This is a genomic window from Corynebacterium diphtheriae (genome assembly GCF_001457455.1).
Lineage (GTDB): Bacteria > Actinomycetota > Actinomycetes > Mycobacteriales > Mycobacteriaceae > Corynebacterium > Corynebacterium diphtheriae.
Genome location: NZ_LN831026.1, coordinates 531,421 through 550,326 on the forward strand (window position 1 = coordinate 531,421; position 18,906 = coordinate 550,326).

The 18,906-nt window shown below is 51.7% G+C and carries 16 protein-coding genes and 1 pseudogene; 12 read left to right on the top strand and 5 right to left on the bottom strand.

Features of this window, described 5'->3' with window-relative positions; genetic code table 11:
- Nucleotides 1-66 precede the first annotated feature (66 nt).
- The 6 genes from AT687_RS02665 (at nt 67) to AT687_RS02690 (ending at nt 4,493) form a co-directional block, all read left to right on the top strand.
- A complete protein-coding gene (locus tag AT687_RS02665; RefSeq protein WP_014318725.1) occupies nt 67-852 on the top strand; it encodes a metal ABC transporter ATP-binding protein in 786 nt (261 codons plus the stop codon).
- Nucleotides 842-1,675 carry a metal ABC transporter permease gene (locus AT687_RS02670; protein WP_014308037.1) on the top strand — a complete coding sequence of 278 codons (834 nt, stop codon included), beginning with the start codon at nt 842-844 and terminating at the stop codon, nt 1,673-1,675. The genes AT687_RS02665 and AT687_RS02670 overlap by 11 nt, the downstream gene beginning before the upstream one ends.
- On the top strand, nt 1,672-2,478 hold the full coding sequence (locus tag AT687_RS02675; protein WP_014308038.1) for a metal ABC transporter permease: 807 nt from the start codon (nt 1,672-1,674) through the stop codon (nt 2,476-2,478). Before AT687_RS02670 ends, AT687_RS02675 begins: the two co-directional genes overlap by 4 nt.
- Nucleotides 2,436-3,107, top strand: a complete 672-nt coding sequence (locus tag AT687_RS02680; RefSeq protein ID WP_014318727.1) for a metal-dependent transcriptional regulator — start codon at nt 2,436-2,438, stop codon at nt 3,105-3,107. The genes AT687_RS02675 and AT687_RS02680 overlap by 43 nt, the downstream gene beginning before the upstream one ends.
- 221 nt (nt 3,108-3,328) lie before the next feature.
- Nucleotides 3,329-4,174 (top strand): bifunctional methylenetetrahydrofolate dehydrogenase/methenyltetrahydrofolate cyclohydrolase, encoded by an 846-nt coding sequence (locus AT687_RS02685; protein WP_014306563.1) that lies wholly within the window; start codon nt 3,329-3,331, stop codon nt 4,172-4,174.
- Nucleotides 4,167-4,493 (top strand): DUF3017 domain-containing protein, encoded by a 327-nt coding sequence (locus AT687_RS02690; RefSeq protein WP_004566976.1) that lies wholly within the window; start codon nt 4,167-4,169, stop codon nt 4,491-4,493. The genes AT687_RS02685 and AT687_RS02690 overlap by 8 nt, the downstream gene beginning before the upstream one ends.
- 134 nt (nt 4,494-4,627) lie before the next feature.
- Here the strand turns inward: AT687_RS02690 and AT687_RS02695 are convergent, their stop codons facing one another.
- The 3 genes from AT687_RS02695 to AT687_RS02705 all read right to left on the bottom strand — a co-directional run bounded on the left by AT687_RS02695 (nt 4,628) and on the right by AT687_RS02705 (nt 7,505).
- Entirely contained in the window at nt 4,628-5,740 is a 1,113-nt protein-coding gene (locus tag AT687_RS02695; RefSeq protein WP_014310084.1) for an HNH endonuclease signature motif containing protein, read from the bottom strand.
- Nucleotides 5,741-5,949: 209 nt separating this feature from the next.
- Complete coding sequence (metX, locus tag AT687_RS02700; protein WP_014318728.1) at nt 5,950-7,053, bottom strand: homoserine O-acetyltransferase MetX; 1,104 nt, start codon at nt 7,051-7,053, stop codon at nt 5,950-5,952.
- Between the two features lie 143 nt (nt 7,054-7,196).
- Nucleotides 7,197-7,505, bottom strand: coding sequence for a hypothetical protein (locus AT687_RS02705; protein ID WP_014318729.1), 309 nt, complete (start codon nt 7,503-7,505; stop codon nt 7,197-7,199).
- A gap of 302 nt (nt 7,506-7,807) precedes the next feature.
- On the opposite strand from AT687_RS02705, the pseudogene AT687_RS13380 reads away from it, so the two are divergent.
- The 5 genes and pseudogenes from AT687_RS13380 (at nt 7,808) to AT687_RS02730 (ending at nt 13,750) form a co-directional block, all read left to right on the top strand.
- A pseudogene (locus AT687_RS13380) lies at nt 7,808-9,582 on the top strand (HtaA domain-containing protein).
- Between the two features lie 10 nt (nt 9,583-9,592).
- On the top strand, nt 9,593-10,654 hold the full coding sequence (locus AT687_RS02715; protein WP_014318730.1) for a heme/hemin ABC transporter substrate-binding protein: 1,062 nt from the start codon (nt 9,593-9,595) through the stop codon (nt 10,652-10,654).
- On the top strand, nt 10,638-11,690 hold the full coding sequence (locus tag AT687_RS02720; protein ID WP_014318731.1) for a FecCD family ABC transporter permease: 1,053 nt from the start codon (nt 10,638-10,640) through the stop codon (nt 11,688-11,690). Before AT687_RS02715 ends, AT687_RS02720 begins: the two co-directional genes overlap by 17 nt.
- 20 nt (nt 11,691-11,710) lie before the next feature.
- The gene (locus tag AT687_RS02725; RefSeq protein ID WP_014310089.1) at nt 11,711-12,544 is read left to right on the top strand and encodes a heme ABC transporter ATP-binding protein; all 834 of its coding nucleotides are present in this window, start codon (nt 11,711-11,713) and stop codon (nt 12,542-12,544) included.
- Nucleotides 12,545-12,730: 186 nt separating this feature from the next.
- Entirely contained in the window at nt 12,731-13,750 is a 1,020-nt protein-coding gene (locus AT687_RS02730; protein ID WP_014318732.1) for an HtaA domain-containing protein, read from the top strand.
- On the opposite strand, the gene AT687_RS02735 is transcribed toward AT687_RS02730, so the two are convergent.
- Both AT687_RS02735 and AT687_RS02740 read right to left on the bottom strand, forming a co-directional pair.
- The gene (locus AT687_RS02735) at nt 13,649-14,965 is read right to left on the bottom strand and encodes an O-acetylhomoserine/O-acetylserine sulfhydrylase (RefSeq protein ID WP_014318733.1); all 1,317 of its coding nucleotides are present in this window, start codon (nt 14,963-14,965) and stop codon (nt 13,649-13,651) included. The genes AT687_RS02730 and AT687_RS02735 overlap by 102 nt on opposite strands.
- A 251-nt stretch (nt 14,966-15,216) precedes the next feature.
- Nucleotides 15,217-17,430 carry an NADP-dependent isocitrate dehydrogenase gene (locus tag AT687_RS02740; protein WP_014318734.1) on the bottom strand — a complete coding sequence of 738 codons (2,214 nt, stop codon included), beginning with the start codon at nt 17,428-17,430 and terminating at the stop codon, nt 15,217-15,219.
- 213 nt (nt 17,431-17,643) lie between these two features.
- On the opposite strand from AT687_RS02740, the gene AT687_RS02745 reads away from it, so the two are divergent.
- Nucleotides 17,644-18,900 carry an MFS transporter gene (locus AT687_RS02745; protein ID WP_014318735.1) on the top strand — a complete coding sequence of 419 codons (1,257 nt, stop codon included), beginning with the start codon at nt 17,644-17,646 and terminating at the stop codon, nt 18,898-18,900.
- The last annotated feature ends 6 nt before the right edge of the window (nt 18,901-18,906 follow it).

Genomic DNA, 18,906 nt, shown 5'->3' on the forward strand with positions numbered 1-18,906 from the left:
GCAATCGGTAAACACATTCAATAAATAACCGACTCACACATCTCAACACAAAGTTCACTCTCAACTATGCATACAGACAGCTCAGCTGCTGGCAAGAACTTCGAACGCACGACCGGTGCCGCTACTGACAGCGCGCCGGTCGTGCGTTTCGACGCAGCCAGCTTTTCCTATGGCCACGGTTCTAATCGCGTCACTGTATTGGAAGGAATCGACGGTTCTCTCCACAGAGGCGAAGCACTCGCACTCATCGGCCCCAACGGCGCGGGAAAGTCGACCGTGTTGAAAGGGTTGGTAGGAATCGTCGATTCTTCCCAACTACATCTGGCGTCTGGTTCGATCGGTTACGTGCCACAGACGGCTGAACTTGATCCGACCTTCCCAGTCACAGCTCGCGACGTCGTTGCGATGGGGATACGCGGGGCGAAGAAGAATCGGTGGTGGTGTCCGTCATTTTTACAGCCGAATCCGGCGAAAGATCCACGGACTATGGCAGCCTTGCAACGCGTTGGTCTGGCAGATCGCGCTAATTATCGGTTTGGGCAGCTTTCAGGCGGGCAACGTCAACGTGTTCTGATCGCGCGCGCTCTGGTGTCCCAACCAATGTTGATGCTTCTCGACGAACCGTTCAACGGATTAGACGATCCGAACCGTAAAGCATTATTGGCGATTCTTTCCGAAATTAAAAAGGAAGGAGTTGCAATCGTCGTATCTACGCATGATCTTGTTCTCGCAGAAGAAACCTGCGATAAAGTGCTACTTCTTGCGGGTAGACAAGTGGCGTTCGGGCCTATCGACGATGTGTTGCAACCCGATGTGATTGCCCAAGCATATGGGGGACACCATGCTCATTGAGCTTTCTGAGATCACTGGAATAGCGCCGTATCTGCTTCGGCCACTAATCTTGCTCACCGTACTCGGTTTTGTTTCTGGACTTGTCGGAGTCGTGGTAAACCTGCGCTCTTTGGAATTCAATGCCGAAGCGGTAGTCCACTCAGTTTTTCCAGGGATTGTTGCAGGGGCAGTTTTTGGTGGAATCGACATGATTATCCCTGCTGCATCGGCCGTCGCCGCGCTTGTTGCTATTGCGTTGACTTTTGCTTCGCGCCACTCGGAAGCCGGTACAGCTGTGGTTTTGACGTCGTTTTTTTCGGTAGGAATCGTCTTGTCTCTCAAAAAGGGAGACATGTCTGGGCAATTAGAAGCATTGATGTTTGGACGTCTTTTGGAAGTTACCGATGAACGGTTGATTCAAGCTCTCATTGTGTGCGCGATTGCTGTGGCCGTTATGTTATGGACGTGGCGAACTCATATCTTCGTTGCCTTTGATAGGGAAGGCGCTCGCGCGACGGGTGTTAACCTTTTAACCATCGATCTTGCGATTAACGTTGCGATTGCTGCGGTTGTGGTGGCGTCGTCGACTGCAATCGGCACACTACTAGTAATCGGATATCTGTGTATTCCTGGTGCTGCGGCACGATTGATCGCTACCCGTGTGCATACCATGGTGCCTCTTGCCATGGCTTTTGGAATTGTGGGTGGTTATCTCGGGGTGTGGTTGTCAGGTCTATCGCCACGTGTTTCTCCGCAAGCATCAGTCGCGCTTAGCGTGGTCGCTATGTACGGCGTGGGCCTTATCATCTATCGTCTGCGTGGTTCGGTTGGGAGAAGATCATGACCGCAATTTTGCTCCTTCCCACAGTTGAATTGATGATCGTCGGTGCCCTTTGCGGCATCGTTGGCGTGTTTGCGGTCCTCAAAGGCAGAGTTTTCTTTACTGAATCCATTACGCATGCGACGTTTCCAGGTGCGATCCTTGGCGTTGTGATTGCTGGAAGGAATGGCCTATTCCTTGGGGCATTATTGATGTGTGTCGGCATGTCGTGGCTGATGCGACGTTTGACGCGACTTTCTACGCAAACAGCACAAGCCTCTGCCGGTGTTGTTCTCACCGTAGGATTTGCCCTCGGTTATTTCCTGAACAAGTGGTTTGCACCACTTCCCATTCGTATCGAGGGTTTTCTTGCCGGTTCAGTGCTGAGCGTGAGGCTTATCGACGTCATTGTGTCAGCCGTAGTTCTGGTTGTAGTGGTAGGAATCGTCAATTCTTTCCACACATCTCTTATGCTGTATTGCTTTGACGAACCAGGATTTGTTGCTGCAGGTGGAAAACAGCATCGCGCTGAAGCGTTGATTCTTGGGATGATCGTTGCAACGGTAGTGTGCGTTATTCCAGCTATTGGCACCATTTTGTCTATTGCGTTAATTGCAGCGCCGGCTGCTGGATTAAAAACTGTCGTAGCGTCACCGCGACAATTAATTGTTGCGGCACCAGCTGCTGGTGTTGTAATAAGCCTCGCGGGATTATTTATCGCGGTTTACTTCAAATTGTCCGTTGGAGGCACGATCGCCATCGTTGCCGGTGTATTCTACTGTTTATGCATGTCTCTGAGCTGCCTGAAAAGTCCCAGGACTACTTGAAAAACGTGTGGGATATGCACGAGGCTACTGGCAAGCCCGTCTCCCTCGGCGAGTTAGCGTCCCGAATGTCTCAAAAAACTCCCACCGCATCTGAAGCTGTTAAAAAACTTGTTGCTCGTGGTCTGCTCGATCATGAACGCTATGGCGGAATCATGCTCACTGAGCAGGGCGAAGCCTTGGCTAAACAGATGGTGCGTCGTCATCGTCTTGTGGAAATGTTTCTTTTTGAAACCCTAGGTTTTGGGTGGGATGAAGTCCATGAGGAAGCCGAGATTCTTGAGCACGCGATGACGGACAAGCTTCTTCAGCGTATCGACGATCACCTTGGTAACCCGTCTCGTGACCCACATGGAGATCCAATCCCATCTGAGGAAGGAATCGTCGATTCTGTCCCGATTCATCAGCTTGGTGAGTTTGCGGTTGGAGAAGAAGTCATAATCGAGCGAATCCATGATCGCGATGCCAACCTGCTGCGCTATTTAGCCGAGCACGGAGTATTGCCAGGTGTTCGTGTCATTATTGGTGAACCTGCTTATCCAGGCATGAATATTGTGAAGGTAGGCGACAGAGACATCCCACTCGCAGAAAGTAGTTTGTGGGCTATAAACGCTCGCAAAATAGATTCTTAGGTTTGTGCAAAATAGTCGTTTTTTAACAGGGAAACTTTTGCCATGGTTGGCGCTAGTTGCCCTGTTTCATTTATTTATGCGTACAGGATTAGGTGTGTGGGCTGAGAAACATTGGCAATTCATTAAATTACCAAAAGTATTTTGCGCATTTTTAACAATGGACCTGCGGTTATGGGAAGGAATCGTCGATTCTTGCCTCAACACATGCAATAATCAAGGCCGTGAGTGCTATCAAACTTGACGGAAACTTGTACCGCGACGAAATCTTCGAAGATCTTAAAGGACGTGTCAATTCTCTCCGAGAGAAGGGGATCGTGCCAGGTCTTGCGACTGTTCTTGTCGGCGATGACCCTGCCAGCCACGCCTATGTCCGTATGAAGCACAAGGATTGTGAAATTGTTGGTGTGAAGTCGATCCGTAAGGATCTTCCCGCTGATGTGACTCAAGAAGAGCTGTTGGCTGTTATTCATGAGCTAAATGCTGATCCTGAGTGCACTGGCTACATTGTGCAGCTCCCGTTGCCAAAGCACTTGGATGAGAATGCGGTGCTAGAGCGCATTGATCCTACGAAAGACGCCGATGGTTTGCACCCAGTGAATCTGGGTAAATTGGTTTTGAATGAGCCTGCTCCGTTGCCATGTACCCCTAATGGTGCAATTCATCTGTTGCGTCGTTTTGGAGTTGAGCTAGATGGCAAAAAAGTAGTTGTAATTGGACGTGGTGTGACTGTTGGGCGTCCTATTGGTTTGATGTTGACGCGGAGAAGTGAGAACTCTACCGTTACGCTGTGTCATACGGGTACTCGTGATCTTGCTGCGGAGACTCGTGAAGCTGATGTCATTGTTGCTGCTGCGGGTAAAGCGCACATGCTAACGGCTGATATGGTCAAACAGGGTGCTGCGATTCTTGATGTGGGAGTATCGCGTGTTGACGGCAAACTGCTTGGCGACGTTCACCCTGATGTCTGGGATGTTGCAGGTGCAGTTTCTCCAAATCCTGGTGGGGTTGGACCGCTGACTCGCGCTTTCTTGATTCGTAACGTAGTAGAGCGTGCTGAGCGTGCCTAGGCTTTCGCCTTTTGACAATCCGCATGATGTGGGTAGGAAAGAATCGCCGATTCCTTCCTACCTCCAGTACATCGCGGTAGCGGCGTTTGTAGGAATTGTCGTTTCTTCTGGAATATTCGCTTTTACAGAGCATTGGAGGCGCGCGACATTTGCGCTGGGCGTGGCGCTGTTGTTTTTGGCTGTGCTCCGGATTGTATGTGATTCGAAAATTCTTGGTGTATTGGCGGTTCGATCCGTAGTTTTTGATGTTGCTTTCAGTCTTGTAGTAGGTGGGATGATGGTGTTTTTGTCCTATTCGATTGATTCTTTGGGATCGTGATGGGGTAGAGAAATGACATAGTGGACTGAGCGCTGCGAAGCTTTTGTTTTGCAGCGCTTTTGTCTTGTCTATTGTGAAAATTTGTCTATGAAAAGTGAGAAGTCCAGGTATCGGAATACGTCGAAACGCGTGGTTTAAGCGGATTGGTTTCGTCTGGTGCGGATGCGTTGTTGTTCGTGGCGTTGCCATGTTTGGCTGAACCTGTGTTTAACTTTTATTCCCCCGGGTTGGGTGGTTTTTGTTGCCCCGTTGCGGAAATGAAATGTTGCGATTCGGTTGGCGTCGAGGCTGTAGTGAATGCGTTGTTCGGTTTTGATGTTGTGGTGGAAGCGGCATAGACAGGCGAGATTCGCGATTGAGGTTTCGCCACCTTCGTCATGATTTATTACGTGGTCCAGATCGCATTCGAGGGCGTCGACGGTGCAGCCTGGATATCGGCAGTGACGGTCGAGAAGCATGACGGCGGCTCGAATCTCTTCAGTGGGTGCGTAGCTGTGGGTGTGGTCGTTGAGGTCTATGGTTCTTTGCGAATCAATGGTGATGCTTTCTTCTGGAATGGTGCCGGCACCGACCATATACAGGTGGCCGGTTCCAGTTCTGAAGGTATTGAGCACGACTTTTGTGCGAGCTTTTGAACGGATGAGCTTCATAAACGCATCAACGGGTTCGTCTTCGTGTTGCTTTTTCATTAAGGTACGAATTTCGACAGCTTCGGCATCGGTGATATGAATGCTTAACCGCGTGTGTCCATTGAGGTTCCGTTTAAAAGTGGCGCTTCTTTTTTGCTGATCTTGTGGCTTTTTGGCGGCCGAGGGATCGATCGTTGTGATGTAATCGCGAAGTTGTTTGCTGAGGGTTGCTACTTGCGGAATCACTTGGTTTTTCACCTTCGGGGTGAAGTAGTTGGTCAAGTGGGCGTCGACGCGTGCAATATATTTCGGTTCAATAGCCATGACTTGTCGTTCGATGGCTTTTAGCCGCGACATCGTAATATGGTGATGCTTTTCGACGCATGCGCGCAGCTTTGGAAAGCGTCGTAGCATTTCACCGACGCGAAGATTTTCCTTTACTTCGCGTCGTGACAGACTCATTCGAGTAGCTATCTCGTCAATTTGTGTGTGAAAATCACGGAACTTATCAGGCTCCACGGAAAGCCAAAAATCCACTTCTGCCTGGTTGAGTCGAATCAGGTGTCGTGAAAAAGGATCGTTCATATCGGTATGTGCGAAACAAGCCGTAGTATTCATAAAAATTCCCCCAATGTTGATGAATACTCCGAGATTACGTCGGCCTCCCCGACGTGTACTGCCAGTGATACGAGGTTGTGGATAACTGTGCTTTTCAGGCCTTTCGACGCTTCCAACTGTCATATTTTTCCAAGATTTACGAGTTGGCTGCATACGTTATCCACAGACCCGATCGTGGTGGTTGCAGTTTATTTAGATCTGTGATCGACTCAGCGCTCTAGTTTGGTTCGGAAGGAATCGTCGATTCCTTCCGAAAGCTCCATGAAATGTCTTAGGATTCGCTCCATTTGTCGGAATTCTGTGAGGAAAGCGTCGTGGCCTACTGGTGAGCTGATTTTTGCCATAGCGAGTAGGTTGCCTAGATTTCGTGATAGGTGTTCTTGCTGGTGATAGGGGTAGAGAATATCGGTATCAACGCCAGCAATCATGATGGGGACTGTGATTGCGCTGAGGGCTTTGTTGAGTCCGCCTCGGCCGCGTCCGATGTCATGACGATTGAGGGCTTCGGTAAGCACGACGTAACTACCTGCATCGAATCGTTGAGCGAGTTTGATGCCTTGGTGTTGGAGGTAGCTCGTGACCGCAAAACGTTGATGTGGATCTCGGAAGGGGCCGAGTGGGTTTTCACCGTGTTGTGCGGAAGTGCCGAATCGTTCGTCTATTTCTAGTTCGCCGCGATAGGTGAGGTGGGCGATCCGGCGAGCGGCGGCGATTCCTTCCCATGGTGCGTGACCGCTGTAGTAATCGCCGTCGTTCCAGTTGGGGTCGAGTTCTATGGCGCTGATTTGTGCAGTTTGAATACCGATTTGCCAAGCGCTTGCGCGTGCTGAGACTGCTATGACGAATCCAGTCGTCATCATGTGTGGGTGGAGTGCAGCCCATTCGAGGGTGCGTGCGCCTCCCATGGATCCGCCGATGATTGCGTGAATTTTATTGATGCTGAGGTGGTCGAAAAGTTGTTTTTCGGCATTGACAAGGTCACGGATTGAAAGGGCTGGAAATCTGGATCCCCATGGTTTTCCGTCTGGGTGTGGACTGCTCGGTCCGGTGGATCCTTTGCATCCTCCGAGCACGTTGGTGCATAGGATGCAGTAGCGGTTGGTGTCGAGTGCTTTGCCAGGGCCAATCAGTCCGTCCCACCATGAAATAGCGTTAGAGTCGCCGGTCAGAGCATGTTCGAGAACGATGAGATTGTTGCCGGTGTAGTGGCCCCATGCTTGGTAGGCGATGGTGACGTCGTGAAGCGTCGCTCCGGCTTCGGTGTGAAAGTCTCCGATTTTTTGGTGCGTGAGCGTCCCTGTGGTGGTGAGCATGACCCCGACCTCTCGTGGCAGTTGATAATCGAGTTCATGCTACATGGACAGCTCTGTCTAGTCTATTGTTGTTGGCTAAATTCCGCCGTTTGAGGGTGGCTTGATCGTTTGGGGGCTTGTCGACGTCTACCGGTGGGCTGTTGTTAGTGTGAAGCAATGCGACGGCGATTCCATAGCGGGTGTGCGCCGGGAAGAAACCAAACAATGATGGCGGAAAGAATCGACACGCCTGCTGCAAGATATGTTGTTTGCGACGGTGGTGGCGTTGGCATTGTGATGTGTTTCTGCCCATGGTTCGTTGGGGAATCGATTTTTTGCTTCAGTGCGGATTTTTCGTGACGTTTTTGTAAAGACGCGATGATCGTGAAAAGAACCAGTCCAAGTCCTGCTCCTGCAATGATGAGATCGCCAAAGATGACTCCAAAGGAAAATATTCCGACGGCAAGTGCCATGGAGATGCGTTCCCAAGTTGTAAGGGGGACTGTGGGCAGGATTGATGTCGGGGTAGAGACTCTGAAAAGCAGAGGTTGATTGAGGGTTCATTGTTTCTTTCAAGAGTTTGATGGGGGCGCTGGACTAGAAATTTAGGTAAGTGTAGCCTATACATGTTTTGGGTGTAGAAAAACTTGCAATGACGTCTGCATTTTCAGACGGTGCGCCGAGTCTCACCTAGTGGGCTTATGCATAGAGCCCTTCGACAAACCGAGCCTCCCCTCTACTCGGCGGCCAGAAAGAAATGAGGAGTCCCCGTACCGTGACAATTCAAAAAAGATCTCTAGGGCTAATGGCTGCTGCCGTGTTGACGCTGGCACCGCTTGCTATTAGTACCGCCCCAGCGCAAGCGGCTGATAGCAATCAATGCTCGTTTAACTGGGGAATTCGTCAAAGTTATCGCCATTACATTCTCAAAGGTGCTGCTGGTAAAACGGGGGGTCAGTGGGCCACCCAAGGTATCGGCTTTAGTGGCGACAAAACGGGTAACGACGGAGCTTTCAATTTCACTCCTGGAAAAGCACGTATCGACGGCAATAGCGCTACCATCCCTTTCCCTGGGCTTATCCACTTCAAAGGCCATGATCACGGGTCTGGGGTCTATCTTCTCGATATGACTTTTTCTGACTGGAAGGTCGTAACCCATGGCTCAACAGCAGATATTCTTGTCGACTATGTTTCCTGCGATTCCGGCATGTCCAATACCAAGGGTCGTGGGCCAAAAATCACCGGAGACGACGTCGTTCTTGCCACTATCAATCTGAATACTCCAGCGGATCCAGCATCGGGTGCCATCGACTTAAGCGGCAGCACAACACTGAGTCCTGAAGGATCCAAGCTCTTTATCGCGTATGACGTTGCTTCACCGCTTGATCCAACGAGCGGCACCGTTGCTCTCGACGGCAGCTGCCCCATCGCCCATTGGATCAAACTCTGATGGCAATGGTCGCAATGGAAACAAAACGTAGTGTCCAATCCATCAGCGGAAACTTCACGGGTTTTAATAAAGAAGCCATGGCAATTCTTTCCGAAACCAATGACACCATGAACGCCGTCACTATCTTCATGAATAACGCTGGCGAGTTTCTAGACGAGCTCGATGAATTTAATCGTCGAGGAACAGAACCTACCGACAATGCTCATGCAAGCTCACCAGAGTCGACGACAGCGAGCTCCAACATTTCAGATGCGCCTCGAACGTCTCCTCAAACGCAACGAAGCGCTAAAATGACACGAGGATCTTCGGAAAGAATCGCCAATTCTTCCCCTCAATGCGATGCATCCTCTCGGGGTATTACTCAGGCTCACGCAGCGTGGGGCTTGAAAAATTCGTTCCAGTCTTGCATCACTGGTTCTATAGCAAAGGGGCAATGGAACCTTGATGGCGTTGGTTATTCCAACGGAGAGTTCGCCTTCTCTGGTGAGTCGGGAGCAGTAGATCCACAAGCAAAATCTGGATCGGTAAAATTCGGCGGAACGATGCGTTTTAGTGGTCATCACGGCATCTTGGATCTCAATATTTCCAATCCAGAAATTGTTTTCAACGGTGCTACCGGAACTTTGTTCGCCCAAGTTCGCTCGTCTGACATGGAAGGCAAGAAGTCAGATTATGGTCGAGTAGCTATCGGCAATCTTACTTTTAGCTCTTTGAATGCTTCTGAAACCTTGGTTAGTGGCAAAGCCACAATGACATTGCATCCAGATGGTGCTGGCGCATTCGCTGGCTTCTATGACGCTGGCTCTGACCTTGATCTGATCACTTTCGATGCCCAACTCGGCGGAGCAGCCGATTGTTCTACTGGAACAAATGCAGCTGCTGTTCCTGTTTCAGGTGGGAAGGAATCGTCGATTCTTTCCGGAAAATCTGAAGGGGGCACCTCTGCAGGCTATGAGAGTGGCGCTAAAAACTTCAAGATTCGTTCTGCGGCAACGGACGATTCCGGTATTGATCCCAATATGTATGTTCTGCTCGTGATCGCTGCGTTTGTTGTGGATGGCGGAAGTATGGGGCGACTAGTTGTTAATAATCCGGTGTAGGTGATGTGTGATGAAATCTTTGCTTCGTGTTTGTATGTCCGTGGTGTGTGCGTGTGCACTGGTGAGTTGTGGTGTCCAGGGCACATATGATTCGACGAAGGATCTCCGAGAGTCATTGCCCAAGGCTGGTGACGTCAAGGATCCGCGTTCTTTTACAGGTGTGTCTGATGTGCGCGATTTTGATGATGTGCAGCCTGTTTCGGAATCTGTGAGCCCTTCGTTGCCTGTACATCTCACGGATGCTGATGGTTTTGATGTTGAGGTTACGGATGTTTCTCGCATTATTGCCTTGGATATTTATGGCACGTATACGAAGACTTTGGAAGGCTTGGGGCTCGCTGACAAAATTGTTGGCAGGACTGTGTCGTCGACAGAGAACGTGCTTAAAGATGTTCCTGTTGTGACCGAGGGTGGTCATAATATCAATGTTGAGGCCGTGTTGAGCCTGCATCCGTCATTGCTGATCGTTGATCACTCGATTGGTCCGCGTGATGCGATTGATCAGATTCGCAATGCTGGCGTTACTACTGTGGTGATGAAGCCAACTCGTACGATTGATTCTGTCGCGGAGGACATCAAGACGTTGGGTAGCGTAGTCGGGCTTAGCGACGAGGCGTCGATTCTTGCCGAACGTAGTGTTCATGAAATTTCTGCGGCTCGTGAGGCGATTGCTGCGATCGCTCCTTCTGATCCCATGCGCGTGGCATTTTTGTATGCGCGTGGTAACGGTGGTGTTTTCTTCATTATGGGTGAAGGAACTGGGGCTAAAGATTTGATTGAGGGCGTTGGCGCGAAGGACATGGGCGCTGAATACAAGCTTTCTTATGCTGAGCCTGCAAACGCTGAGGCTTTGGCAAAGATTAATCCTGAGGCGATCATCATGATGACAGCTGGTTTGGAATCGACTGGTGGAATTGATGGTTTATTGGCACGACCAGGTGTGGCGCAGACGATTGCTGGAAAGAATCGTCGAGTCATTACGATCCCTGATGGACAGTCTTTGGCGTTCGGTCCGATGACTGGTCAGACGCTTCTTCGCACGGCACAGGCTTTGTATGATCCACAGGTATAGCAAGCGTAGCGACGACGTGTTCGTTCTTCGGGCGCGTCGGCGAGTGATGTTGTTTGTTGTCTTAGTGGTGTTGGTGCTGGCGTCAGTTGTTACGTCGTTGGCGTTGGGGCAGTACTATGTTCCGCTTCGCGACTTATTGACGATTCTTACTCAGCCTGATTCAAGCAGTTTGATGCACAACGTTATTTGGGAGATCCGTCTTCCTCGAATTGTGTTGGGTTTGTTGGTTGGTGCATGCCTTGGTGTGGCTGGCACTCTGATGCAAGCCGTTTTTGCGAATCCGCTTGCGGAGCCGTCGATTATCGGAGTTACTTCTGGAGCCGGTGTGGGTGCAGCAGCGGTGATCGTATTCAACGTGGGAATTTTGGGTACTTTTACTGTTCCTGCGGCAGCATTTTTGAGTGCGGTTGTTGTGACGGTGATTATCTATCAGCTGGCTCGACATCAAGGTAAGGTTGCGATCGTCAATTTAATTTTGACTGGTATTGCCATCAATGCCGTGTGTAATGCATTGATTTCTTTTCTTGTGTACCTTGCTCCTACGTCGAATCGTGAAGAGATTGTTTTTTGGCAAATGGGATCGCTTAATGGAGCACAGTGGAAACACGTCTGGGTAGTTGCCCCTATTGCACTGGTAGGAATCGTCATTTCTTCCCTAATTGGTAAACAACTAGATGTGCTAGCCCTTGGCGAACGTGCGGCAGGGCACACGGGTATCAATGTTGGACGATTGCGCGTTATTGCTATTGCTGCCTCGACGATTTTGACTGCAGCGGCTGTGTCGTTTGCTGGATTGATTGGTTTTGTTGGTTTGATTGTTCCTCACTTGCTGCGGAGTATTTCTGGCCCAGAGAATCGTCTACTCCTTCCAGCATCTGCGTTGGCAGGAGCGGTATTGATCGCGTGCGCGGATGTTGCTGCGCGTACGATGATTCCGTTTGCGGATTTGCCGATTGGTATCTTTACGGCACTTGTTGGTGGCCCAACATTTTTTGTTTTGTTACATCGAATGTTGAAGAAAGGCTCTGTCTATTGAGTGCTGATGATCAAAGTAGCGTGCAGCCTGAGGCGTTGGTTCGTGTCCGTGATCTATCGGTCTCTGTTGGGCAGAAGCGCTTACTGTGCGATATCAATTTTGATGCATATGCGGGTGAAGTCACAGGTCTTATTGGTCCGAATGGTGCTGGTAAGTCCACGTTGTTGGCTGCATTGAGCGGTGATTTAGAGCGTCAATCGGGCTCGATTGATATTTGTGGTCTTGATCCCGTGGATAGTTCTGCGCGTGAATTAGCTCGGGTACGTTCGGTTATGCTGCAGGACGTGAGCGTAACGTTTCAGTTCTTGGTGCGGGATGTTGTCGCGATGGGACGTCGTCCGTGGGAGGGGACGGATCGTCAGGAGTTCGATGACAGGCTTATCGACGCCGCGTTGTCTGCCACGGATGCCGCACATCTCGCCGGTCGCGATATTGTTACGCTTTCTGGTGGTGAGCGAGCCCGCGTTGCGCTTTCTCGAGTGCTGGCTCAGCAAACGCCTGTTGTTATGCTCGACGAGCCAACAGCAGCTCTCGATATCAGTCACCAGGAGCAAGTTCTCGGTTTGATGCAGTCAATTGCTAGGCGCACAGGCATAGCTGTGATCGTAGTTCTTCATGATCTTAACGCTGCCGCTGCGTATTGTGATCACATTGTGTGCCTTGCTGACGGGCGCATTGTTGCAGATGGTTCTGTTGCCGACGTTTACACCGATGAAACCCTTTCGTCTGTTTACGGTTGGCCTATTCATGTTGATGTTTCGGAAGGAATCGTCAATTCTGTCCAGCCGTTGCGAGGTCGTACTACGCAAAACCAAGATGATTTTGTGGGGTTGTCTCTGCAGTCGTTGGTCTAGTACTTCGCTGTCGACGTTTTCCTCTATTTCATGGTGTCGTTTCTGTTATCGGAAGCGACACTTTGATTTTTGTCGAAGGTTTTGGGGGTATGACGTGGGGTTATTTATCTCAGCCGATTGAAAGTTAAGGCAAACCGTTATAAGTACGCTTTGCCTTTATTTCCCTTTAGGAAGGGCTATCCCTCTATGTTGAAGCGTTTCGTTCTACCCGTTGCTGCTGTGGCAATGACAGGTTTTCTTGTTCCTCAAGCTGTCGCTGAAGAACCGGCAGCCGCATCTCAGTGTGAGATGGTGCAGGTGATCGAAAGTGGCACGCTGAAGTGGGGTGTAAATCAGTCCTACCGTCAGTATATTTTTAATAAAAAGCTAGCTAACGGTAATTGGAAAATTGCCGGAGATATTAAAGAAGTCGGAGAAAAGAGGGGGAAAGACTTCTACTTTGAGGTTCCCGTTGATCCGAAGGTATCGAACCTTGAGATAAAAGACAATAAAATCGTAGAGGCCGAAATCAATACTAAGGATTCAAGCATTGTTTTTGAAGGGCATCACGGCTCCTTTTATTCGCAATTGCACAACCCCTACGTCACGACCAAAGATAATGCGGTTAAAGCAAGTGTAAGTTACGTTGGATATTATGTTCTCGGCAAGAATATGACTGAATACAAGGACGCTGACCGAACTGAAGCCAACAAGCGTTCAAGGCGTGACACCTTTGGTGAAGTAACAACTGCTGGTTGGACTCTAAACGAGACTGCCGCCACACTTAGCGGATCTAATATGCGCTATGTTCCGCAGCCTAAGACTAAAGATAACGTGATTGACGGCGTCGATGTCATCTTTATGGGTCAGTACGATGGTGACTACAACTCAAACCTTGACGATGTAAAAGTTGACCTCCAGCTCAAGAAAGTCTGTAAGGACGAAGCAGAAAAGCTCAAGGCTGAGTATAAGAAAAATGTAGAGCTTGCTAACCAAAAGGCTGCTCAACGTCAGTCAGCGGGCCGTACGGGTGTGGAGTCCGCTTCATCTGCTCCAACAAGTTCTACCTCTGGTTTTAACTTGTCGAAGCTCTGGAGCACCATTCTTAGTCATTCGGGTCTAGGTTTAGATTGCGTCGAAACCTGCTGTGAGGTCGGAGATGATGTCGTCGATGGATTCGATGCCGACGGAGAGTCGAATGGTTGCTTGATTAATTCCTGCGGCTAGAAGTGCCGATTCTTCCGATTGCGAGTGCGTGGTGGTCGCTGGGTGGACTACGAGGGAACGTACGTCTCCGACGTTGGCGAGGTTCGAGTGTAGTTTGAGTGCGTCGATAAAGCGCCATGCTTCGTCTTTTCCACCTTTAACGTCAAAGGAAAGCACGGAGCCGGTGTAGTCGAATCCGAGTTTTTCTTTGACTGGGTACCAGGGGGAGTCGGGAAGGCCTGCGTAGTTAACCTTGGCTACTTTGTCGTGGTTGGCGAGGAATTGTGCTACTGCGAGTGCGTTTTCGTTGTGGCGTTGTACTCGTAGCGAGAGGGTGTCGAGCCCTTGTGCGGTGATCCATGCGTTGAGTGGTGATGGGGCTGCACCGGTGTCGCGCAGAAGTCCGACGCGCGCCTTCAGTCCGAAGGCGGGGGCACCAAGATCGGAATACTTGAGGCCGTGGTAGGCGGGGTCTGGGGTGACAAAGTCGGGGAAGATGGGTTCGCCGTTGCGTGTGACGGTCCAGTCGAAGTTTCCGCCGTCGACAAGCACTCCGCCGAGTCCGGAGCCATTTCCGGTGTAGAACTTGGTTAGGGACGCCACGACGACGTCTGCACCGAGTTCGAGTGGGCGTACAAGGGCTGCGGTCGCGAGGGTGTTGTCGACGATCAGTGGTACTTGATGTTTGTGGGCAACCTCTGCGATTGCGGGAATATCAAGCACATCGGCTTGTGGGTTAGCGAAGGTTTCACCGTAGAGTGCGACCGTGTTGTCTTGAATTGCAGCCTCCCATGAGGCTGGGTCGTCAGGATTTTCTACGAAAGTGGTTTCGATGCCCAGGCGTGCCAATGTGACGGCAAAGAGTGTTTCGGTGCCGCCGTAAATGCGAGGACTGGACACGATGTGAGAACCCGCGCGGGCGATGTTGAGGATTGCGGCGGTTTCGGCGGCCATTCCGGAAGCGAAAAGTACGGCGTGTACGCCACCTTCAAGATTGGCTAGGCGTTCTTCGACTGCCGCGACAGTTGGGTTGGTCAGGCGGGAGTAGACCGGGCCGGCGTCGGAAAGGTTGAAGCGGTTTGCTGCGTGTTCGGCGTCATTAAAAACGTACGACGATGTCAGATAAATCGGTAGGTTGCGGGCACCGGTATCACTATCGACGCTTTGTCCTGCGTGGATGGAGCGAGTCTCGAAACCCCATTTGTTGGCATTGGAATTATCGTATTTTGTTGGCATGAATCGTCGATTCCTTCCCTAAGATGTTTTCGTTCCAAGCAACGCTAGGGCGACGTCAGAGAAAAAGAAACCGATCGGTCTATAAAATTCTAAAAGTCCAGTTCAGTTAGTGAATAAAATTCTAGACAAAGTGGTGCGCATTTGGGGGTAGTTGGTTGGAGCGATCGCAGAGAAAATATGGGGCAGGGGCATAAAAAATGGGAAGGAATCGACGATTCCTTCCCATTTTTTAGCTATAAAAGAGCGCGACCTTACTTCAGTGCATCGATGATGCTGTTGAATTCTGCGACGGGGCGCATGACTGCTGCGGTCTTGGCGTCGTCAGGCTGGTAGTAGCCGCCGAGGTCTACTGGTGTGCCTTGGACGTCGATAAGCGCTGCTGCGATGGTGTCTTTGTTTTCTTCGAGCTGTGCGGCGACAGGTGCGAAGGTTTCGGCTAGCGTGGTGTCGTCGGTTTGGGCTGCTAGTTCCTTGGCCCAGTTGAGGGTGAGGAAGAAGTGGGAGCCACGGTTGTCGATTTCGCCAGCTTTGCGCGATGGGGAGTAGCCCTCGCTGAGGAGGGTTTCGGTCGCGCGATCGAGGGCGTCGGCAAGTACGCCTGCCTTGGTGTTGCCTTCGGTGTTGGCGAAGTGACGCAGGGATTCTGCTAGGGCGAGGAATTCGCCGAGGGAGTCCCAGCGCAGGTGGTTTTCTTCAACGAGCTGTTGGACGTGCTTTGGTGCGGATCCGCCGGCGCCAGTTTCGAAGAGTCCGCCGCCTGCCATGAGTGGCACGACGGAGAGCATCTTGGCGGAGGTGCCGAGCTCGAGGATTGGGAATAGGTCGGTGTTGTAGTCGCGCAGCACGTTGCCGGTGACGGAGATGGTGTCTTCGCCGCGGCGGATGCGATCGATGGAGAACTGAGTTGCCTCGGTGGGGCTCATGATCTGGATGTCGAGGCCCTCGGTGTCGTGATTAGCGAGGTACTTCTTTACTAGGGTGATCAGGTTGCGGTCGTGGGCGCGTTCTGGGTCGAGCCAGAATACTGCTGGCATGCCGGAGAGTCGGGAGCGGGTGACGGCGAGCTTGACCCAGTCTTGGATTGGGGCATCCTTGGCCTGGCATGCGCGCCAGATGTCGCCTGCTTCTACGTCGTGCTCGATGAGTGCTTCGCCTGCGGCATTGACGACGATTACCTTACCGTCTGCTGCAATCTTGAAGGTCTTATCGTGGGAGCCGTACTCTTCGGCTTTTTGTGCCATGAGTCCGACGTTGGGCACGGTGCCCATGGTGGTGGGGTCGAAGGCGCCGTTCTTCTTGCAGTCTTCGATGACGACTTGGTAGACGCCTGCGTAGGAGGAGTCTGGGATGACTGCGAGGGTATCTTGTTCCTGATCGTCCTTGTTCCACATGTGGCCTGCGGTGCGGATCATGGCTGGCATGGAGGCGTCGATGATCACATCGGATGGGACATGGAGGTTGGTGATTCCCTTGGCGGAGTTGACCATGGCAACGTCGGCACCTGCTTCGAGAGCGGCGTCGAAAGCTGCCTTGATCTCGGCGCCATTGTCGAGGGCGTCGAGGCCGCTGTAGATTGCGGCAAGGCCGTTTTCGCCGTTGAGGCCAGCTGCGTTGAGCTGGTCACCGTAGGTGGCAAAGACGTCGGCAAAGTATGCACGGACGACGTGTCCGAAGATGATGGGGTCGGATACCTTCATCATGGTTGCTTTGAGGTGGGCGGAGAACAAAACGTTCTCATCCTTGGCACGCTGTACCTGCTCGGTGAGGAAGGCGTCGAGAGCCTTGGCGGACAGGAATGTGCCGTCGATGACTTCGCCTTCGAGAACCTTGAGGCCATCTTTGAGGATGGTTTCGGTGCCGTCGGTGGCGATGTGCTTGATGGTGAGGGTGTCTGCAGCAGGCATGATGACGGACTTCTCGTTGTGGCGGAAGTCGTTTGCGTCCATGGTGGCTACGTTGGTCTTGGAATCGGAGGACCAAACACCCATCTTGTGAGGGTTCTTCTTGGCAAAGTTCTTCACGGCGATGGGGGCGCGGCGGTCGGAGTTGCCCTCACGAAGTACTGGGTTGACGGCAGATCCCTTGACGGCATCGTAGCGCGCACGGACGTCTTTTTCTTCATCGGTGGCTGGGGAGTCTGGGTACTCCGGAAGGGCGAAGCCCTGTGCTTTGAGCTCTGCAATGGCTGCTTTGAGCTGTGGCAGGGATGCCGAAATATTAGGAAGCTTAATGATGTTTGCTTCTGGGGTCTTGGCCAGCTCGCCGAGCTCTGCAAGTGCGTCGTCGACCTTCTGATCCTCGTTGAGGTAATCAGGGAACTGAGCAAGAATACGGCCCGCGAGGGAAATATCGCGAGTTTCAACCTCGATGCCGGCGGTGGAAGCGAAGGCTTCGACGACTGGCTTCAGGGAGTACGTAGCAAGCAACGGTGCTTCGTCGGTGCGGGTGTAAATGATTTTCGCCATGAGTCTCCTCGTTCATCAGGTATTCATTGGGCTCGTAGTACAACCGACAAGAATACCTGTCACCCAGCACTTTTTCAGTCTTCAGCTGTAAAAAACGCCCTTAGCTGGGCTTTGAGTACGGGGCAGCGGGGGTAAAAACAGTACAAGCGTCCTGTTTCGCGGGTATTGTCGCGCGCTACAACGTGGGGTATGGGGGACGCTCATCAGGGAAACATGCAAACGCTGTTAAGGTATCTCGTCGTGCTTGTCAACCACCTCAATAAAAGAAAACCTGTACCCCGCCAAACAGAGATCACTCATCGCCACCGACTCATCGCCATGTTGGCGTTGGCACTCGGCGGATTTGGTATCGGTGTTACCGAATTTGTCTCCATGGGATTGCTTAGCCTTATCGCTGAGGACTTCAACGTGGCGGAGTCCACTGCCGGTCACGTGATTACCGCCTATGCGATGGGCGTGGTCGTCGGTGCGCCTGTCATCACCGCTTTTACCGGAATGATTCCGCGCCGACGTCTACTGATCTTGTTGATGATTGCCTTTACAATCGGCAACGCGTTGACAGTATTTACCACTTCTTATCCTGTGCTGATGGCTGCACGTTTTTTAGCTGGCTTGCCGCATGGTGCGTTTTTCTCAGTAGCGGGCCTTGCCGTGGCGTCGATGGCCCCTGAAGGGCAACGCGGCCGTGCTCTCGCTTTTGTCGGCATGGGATTGCCCGTAGCGACGGTGGTCGGTGTACCCGCTGTCCAAGCTCTGGGATTTGCTACCACGTGGAAAGCCGCGTACGTGGTGGTCACCATCATCGGTGCTATTACCTTGGCATTGTTGTGGACGCTCATGCCGCACATGTCCAAGATGAAACCGACGAGCCCACTCACAGAACTCGGTGCGTTAAAGAACGGTCAAGTTTGGGCGTCACTGCTGATCGGTTCCGTGGGCTTTGGTGGCATGTTTGCTGTGTACACCTATATCTCTTGGACGATGACGCAGCGCGCGGGTTTGCCTGAGGCGCTCATGTGGATCGTGCTGATGGCCTATGGACTTGGCATGATTGCGGGCAATTTTATCGGCGGACGCCTCTCCGACTGGAGTGTGGAATACGGAATTCTTACTGCTCTTATCTGCATTGTGCTCACCTTGGTGAGTTTCTACTTCACCAGTGCCTATGCGTGGATCGCCATCATTAACTTTGCTCTCGTGGGGCTTTCCGGTTCGATGCTCATCCCGTCTCTTCAGATCCGACTTATGGACGTTGCCGGTCGTGCCCAGACCCTAGCTGCTGCACTTAACCACTCTGCGCTTAACATCGCGAATGCTTGTGGCGCACTGCTTGGTGGCGTAGTGATCAGCGCAGGATATAGCTATTCTGCTCCTGCTCTTGCGGGCGCTGCTTTAGGTTGTGCCGCCATCATCATTTGGATCCCAGCGCATATCACGCGCAGCAAACAAGAACGCAAACAGCACCGCTAGGATGGC

Coding starts and splice junctions, on each gene's coding strand:
- AT687_RS02665 (WP_014318725.1), top strand. CDS start 67: ATGCATACAGACAGCTCAGCTGCTGGCAAGAACTTCGAACGCACGACC.
- AT687_RS02715 (WP_014318730.1), top strand. CDS start 9,593: ATGAAATCTTTGCTTCGTGTTTGTATGTCCGTGGTGTGTGCGTGTGCA.
- AT687_RS02705 (WP_014318729.1), bottom strand. CDS start 7,505: ATGGCACTTGCCGTCGGAATATTTTCCTTTGGAGTCATCTTTGGCGAT.
- AT687_RS02695 (WP_014310084.1), bottom strand. CDS start 5,740: ATGAATACTACGGCTTGTTTCGCACATACCGATATGAACGATCCTTTT.
- AT687_RS02720 (WP_014318731.1), top strand. CDS start 10,638: ATGATCCACAGGTATAGCAAGCGTAGCGACGACGTGTTCGTTCTTCGG.
- metX (WP_014318728.1), bottom strand. CDS start 7,053: ATGCTCACCACCACAGGGACGCTCACGCACCAAAAAATCGGAGACTTT.
- AT687_RS02675 (WP_014308038.1), top strand. CDS start 1,672: ATGACCGCAATTTTGCTCCTTCCCACAGTTGAATTGATGATCGTCGGT.
- AT687_RS02735 (WP_014318733.1), bottom strand. CDS start 14,965: ATGCCAACAAAATACGATAATTCCAATGCCAACAAATGGGGTTTCGAG.
- AT687_RS02740 (WP_014318734.1), bottom strand. CDS start 17,430: ATGGCGAAAATCATTTACACCCGCACCGACGAAGCACCGTTGCTTGCT.
- AT687_RS02730 (WP_014318732.1), top strand. CDS start 12,731: ATGTTGAAGCGTTTCGTTCTACCCGTTGCTGCTGTGGCAATGACAGGT.
- AT687_RS02745 (WP_014318735.1), top strand. CDS start 17,644: ATGCAAACGCTGTTAAGGTATCTCGTCGTGCTTGTCAACCACCTCAAT.
- AT687_RS02670 (WP_014308037.1), top strand. CDS start 842: ATGCTCATTGAGCTTTCTGAGATCACTGGAATAGCGCCGTATCTGCTT.
- AT687_RS02680 (WP_014318727.1), top strand. CDS start 2,436: ATGCATGTCTCTGAGCTGCCTGAAAAGTCCCAGGACTACTTGAAAAAC.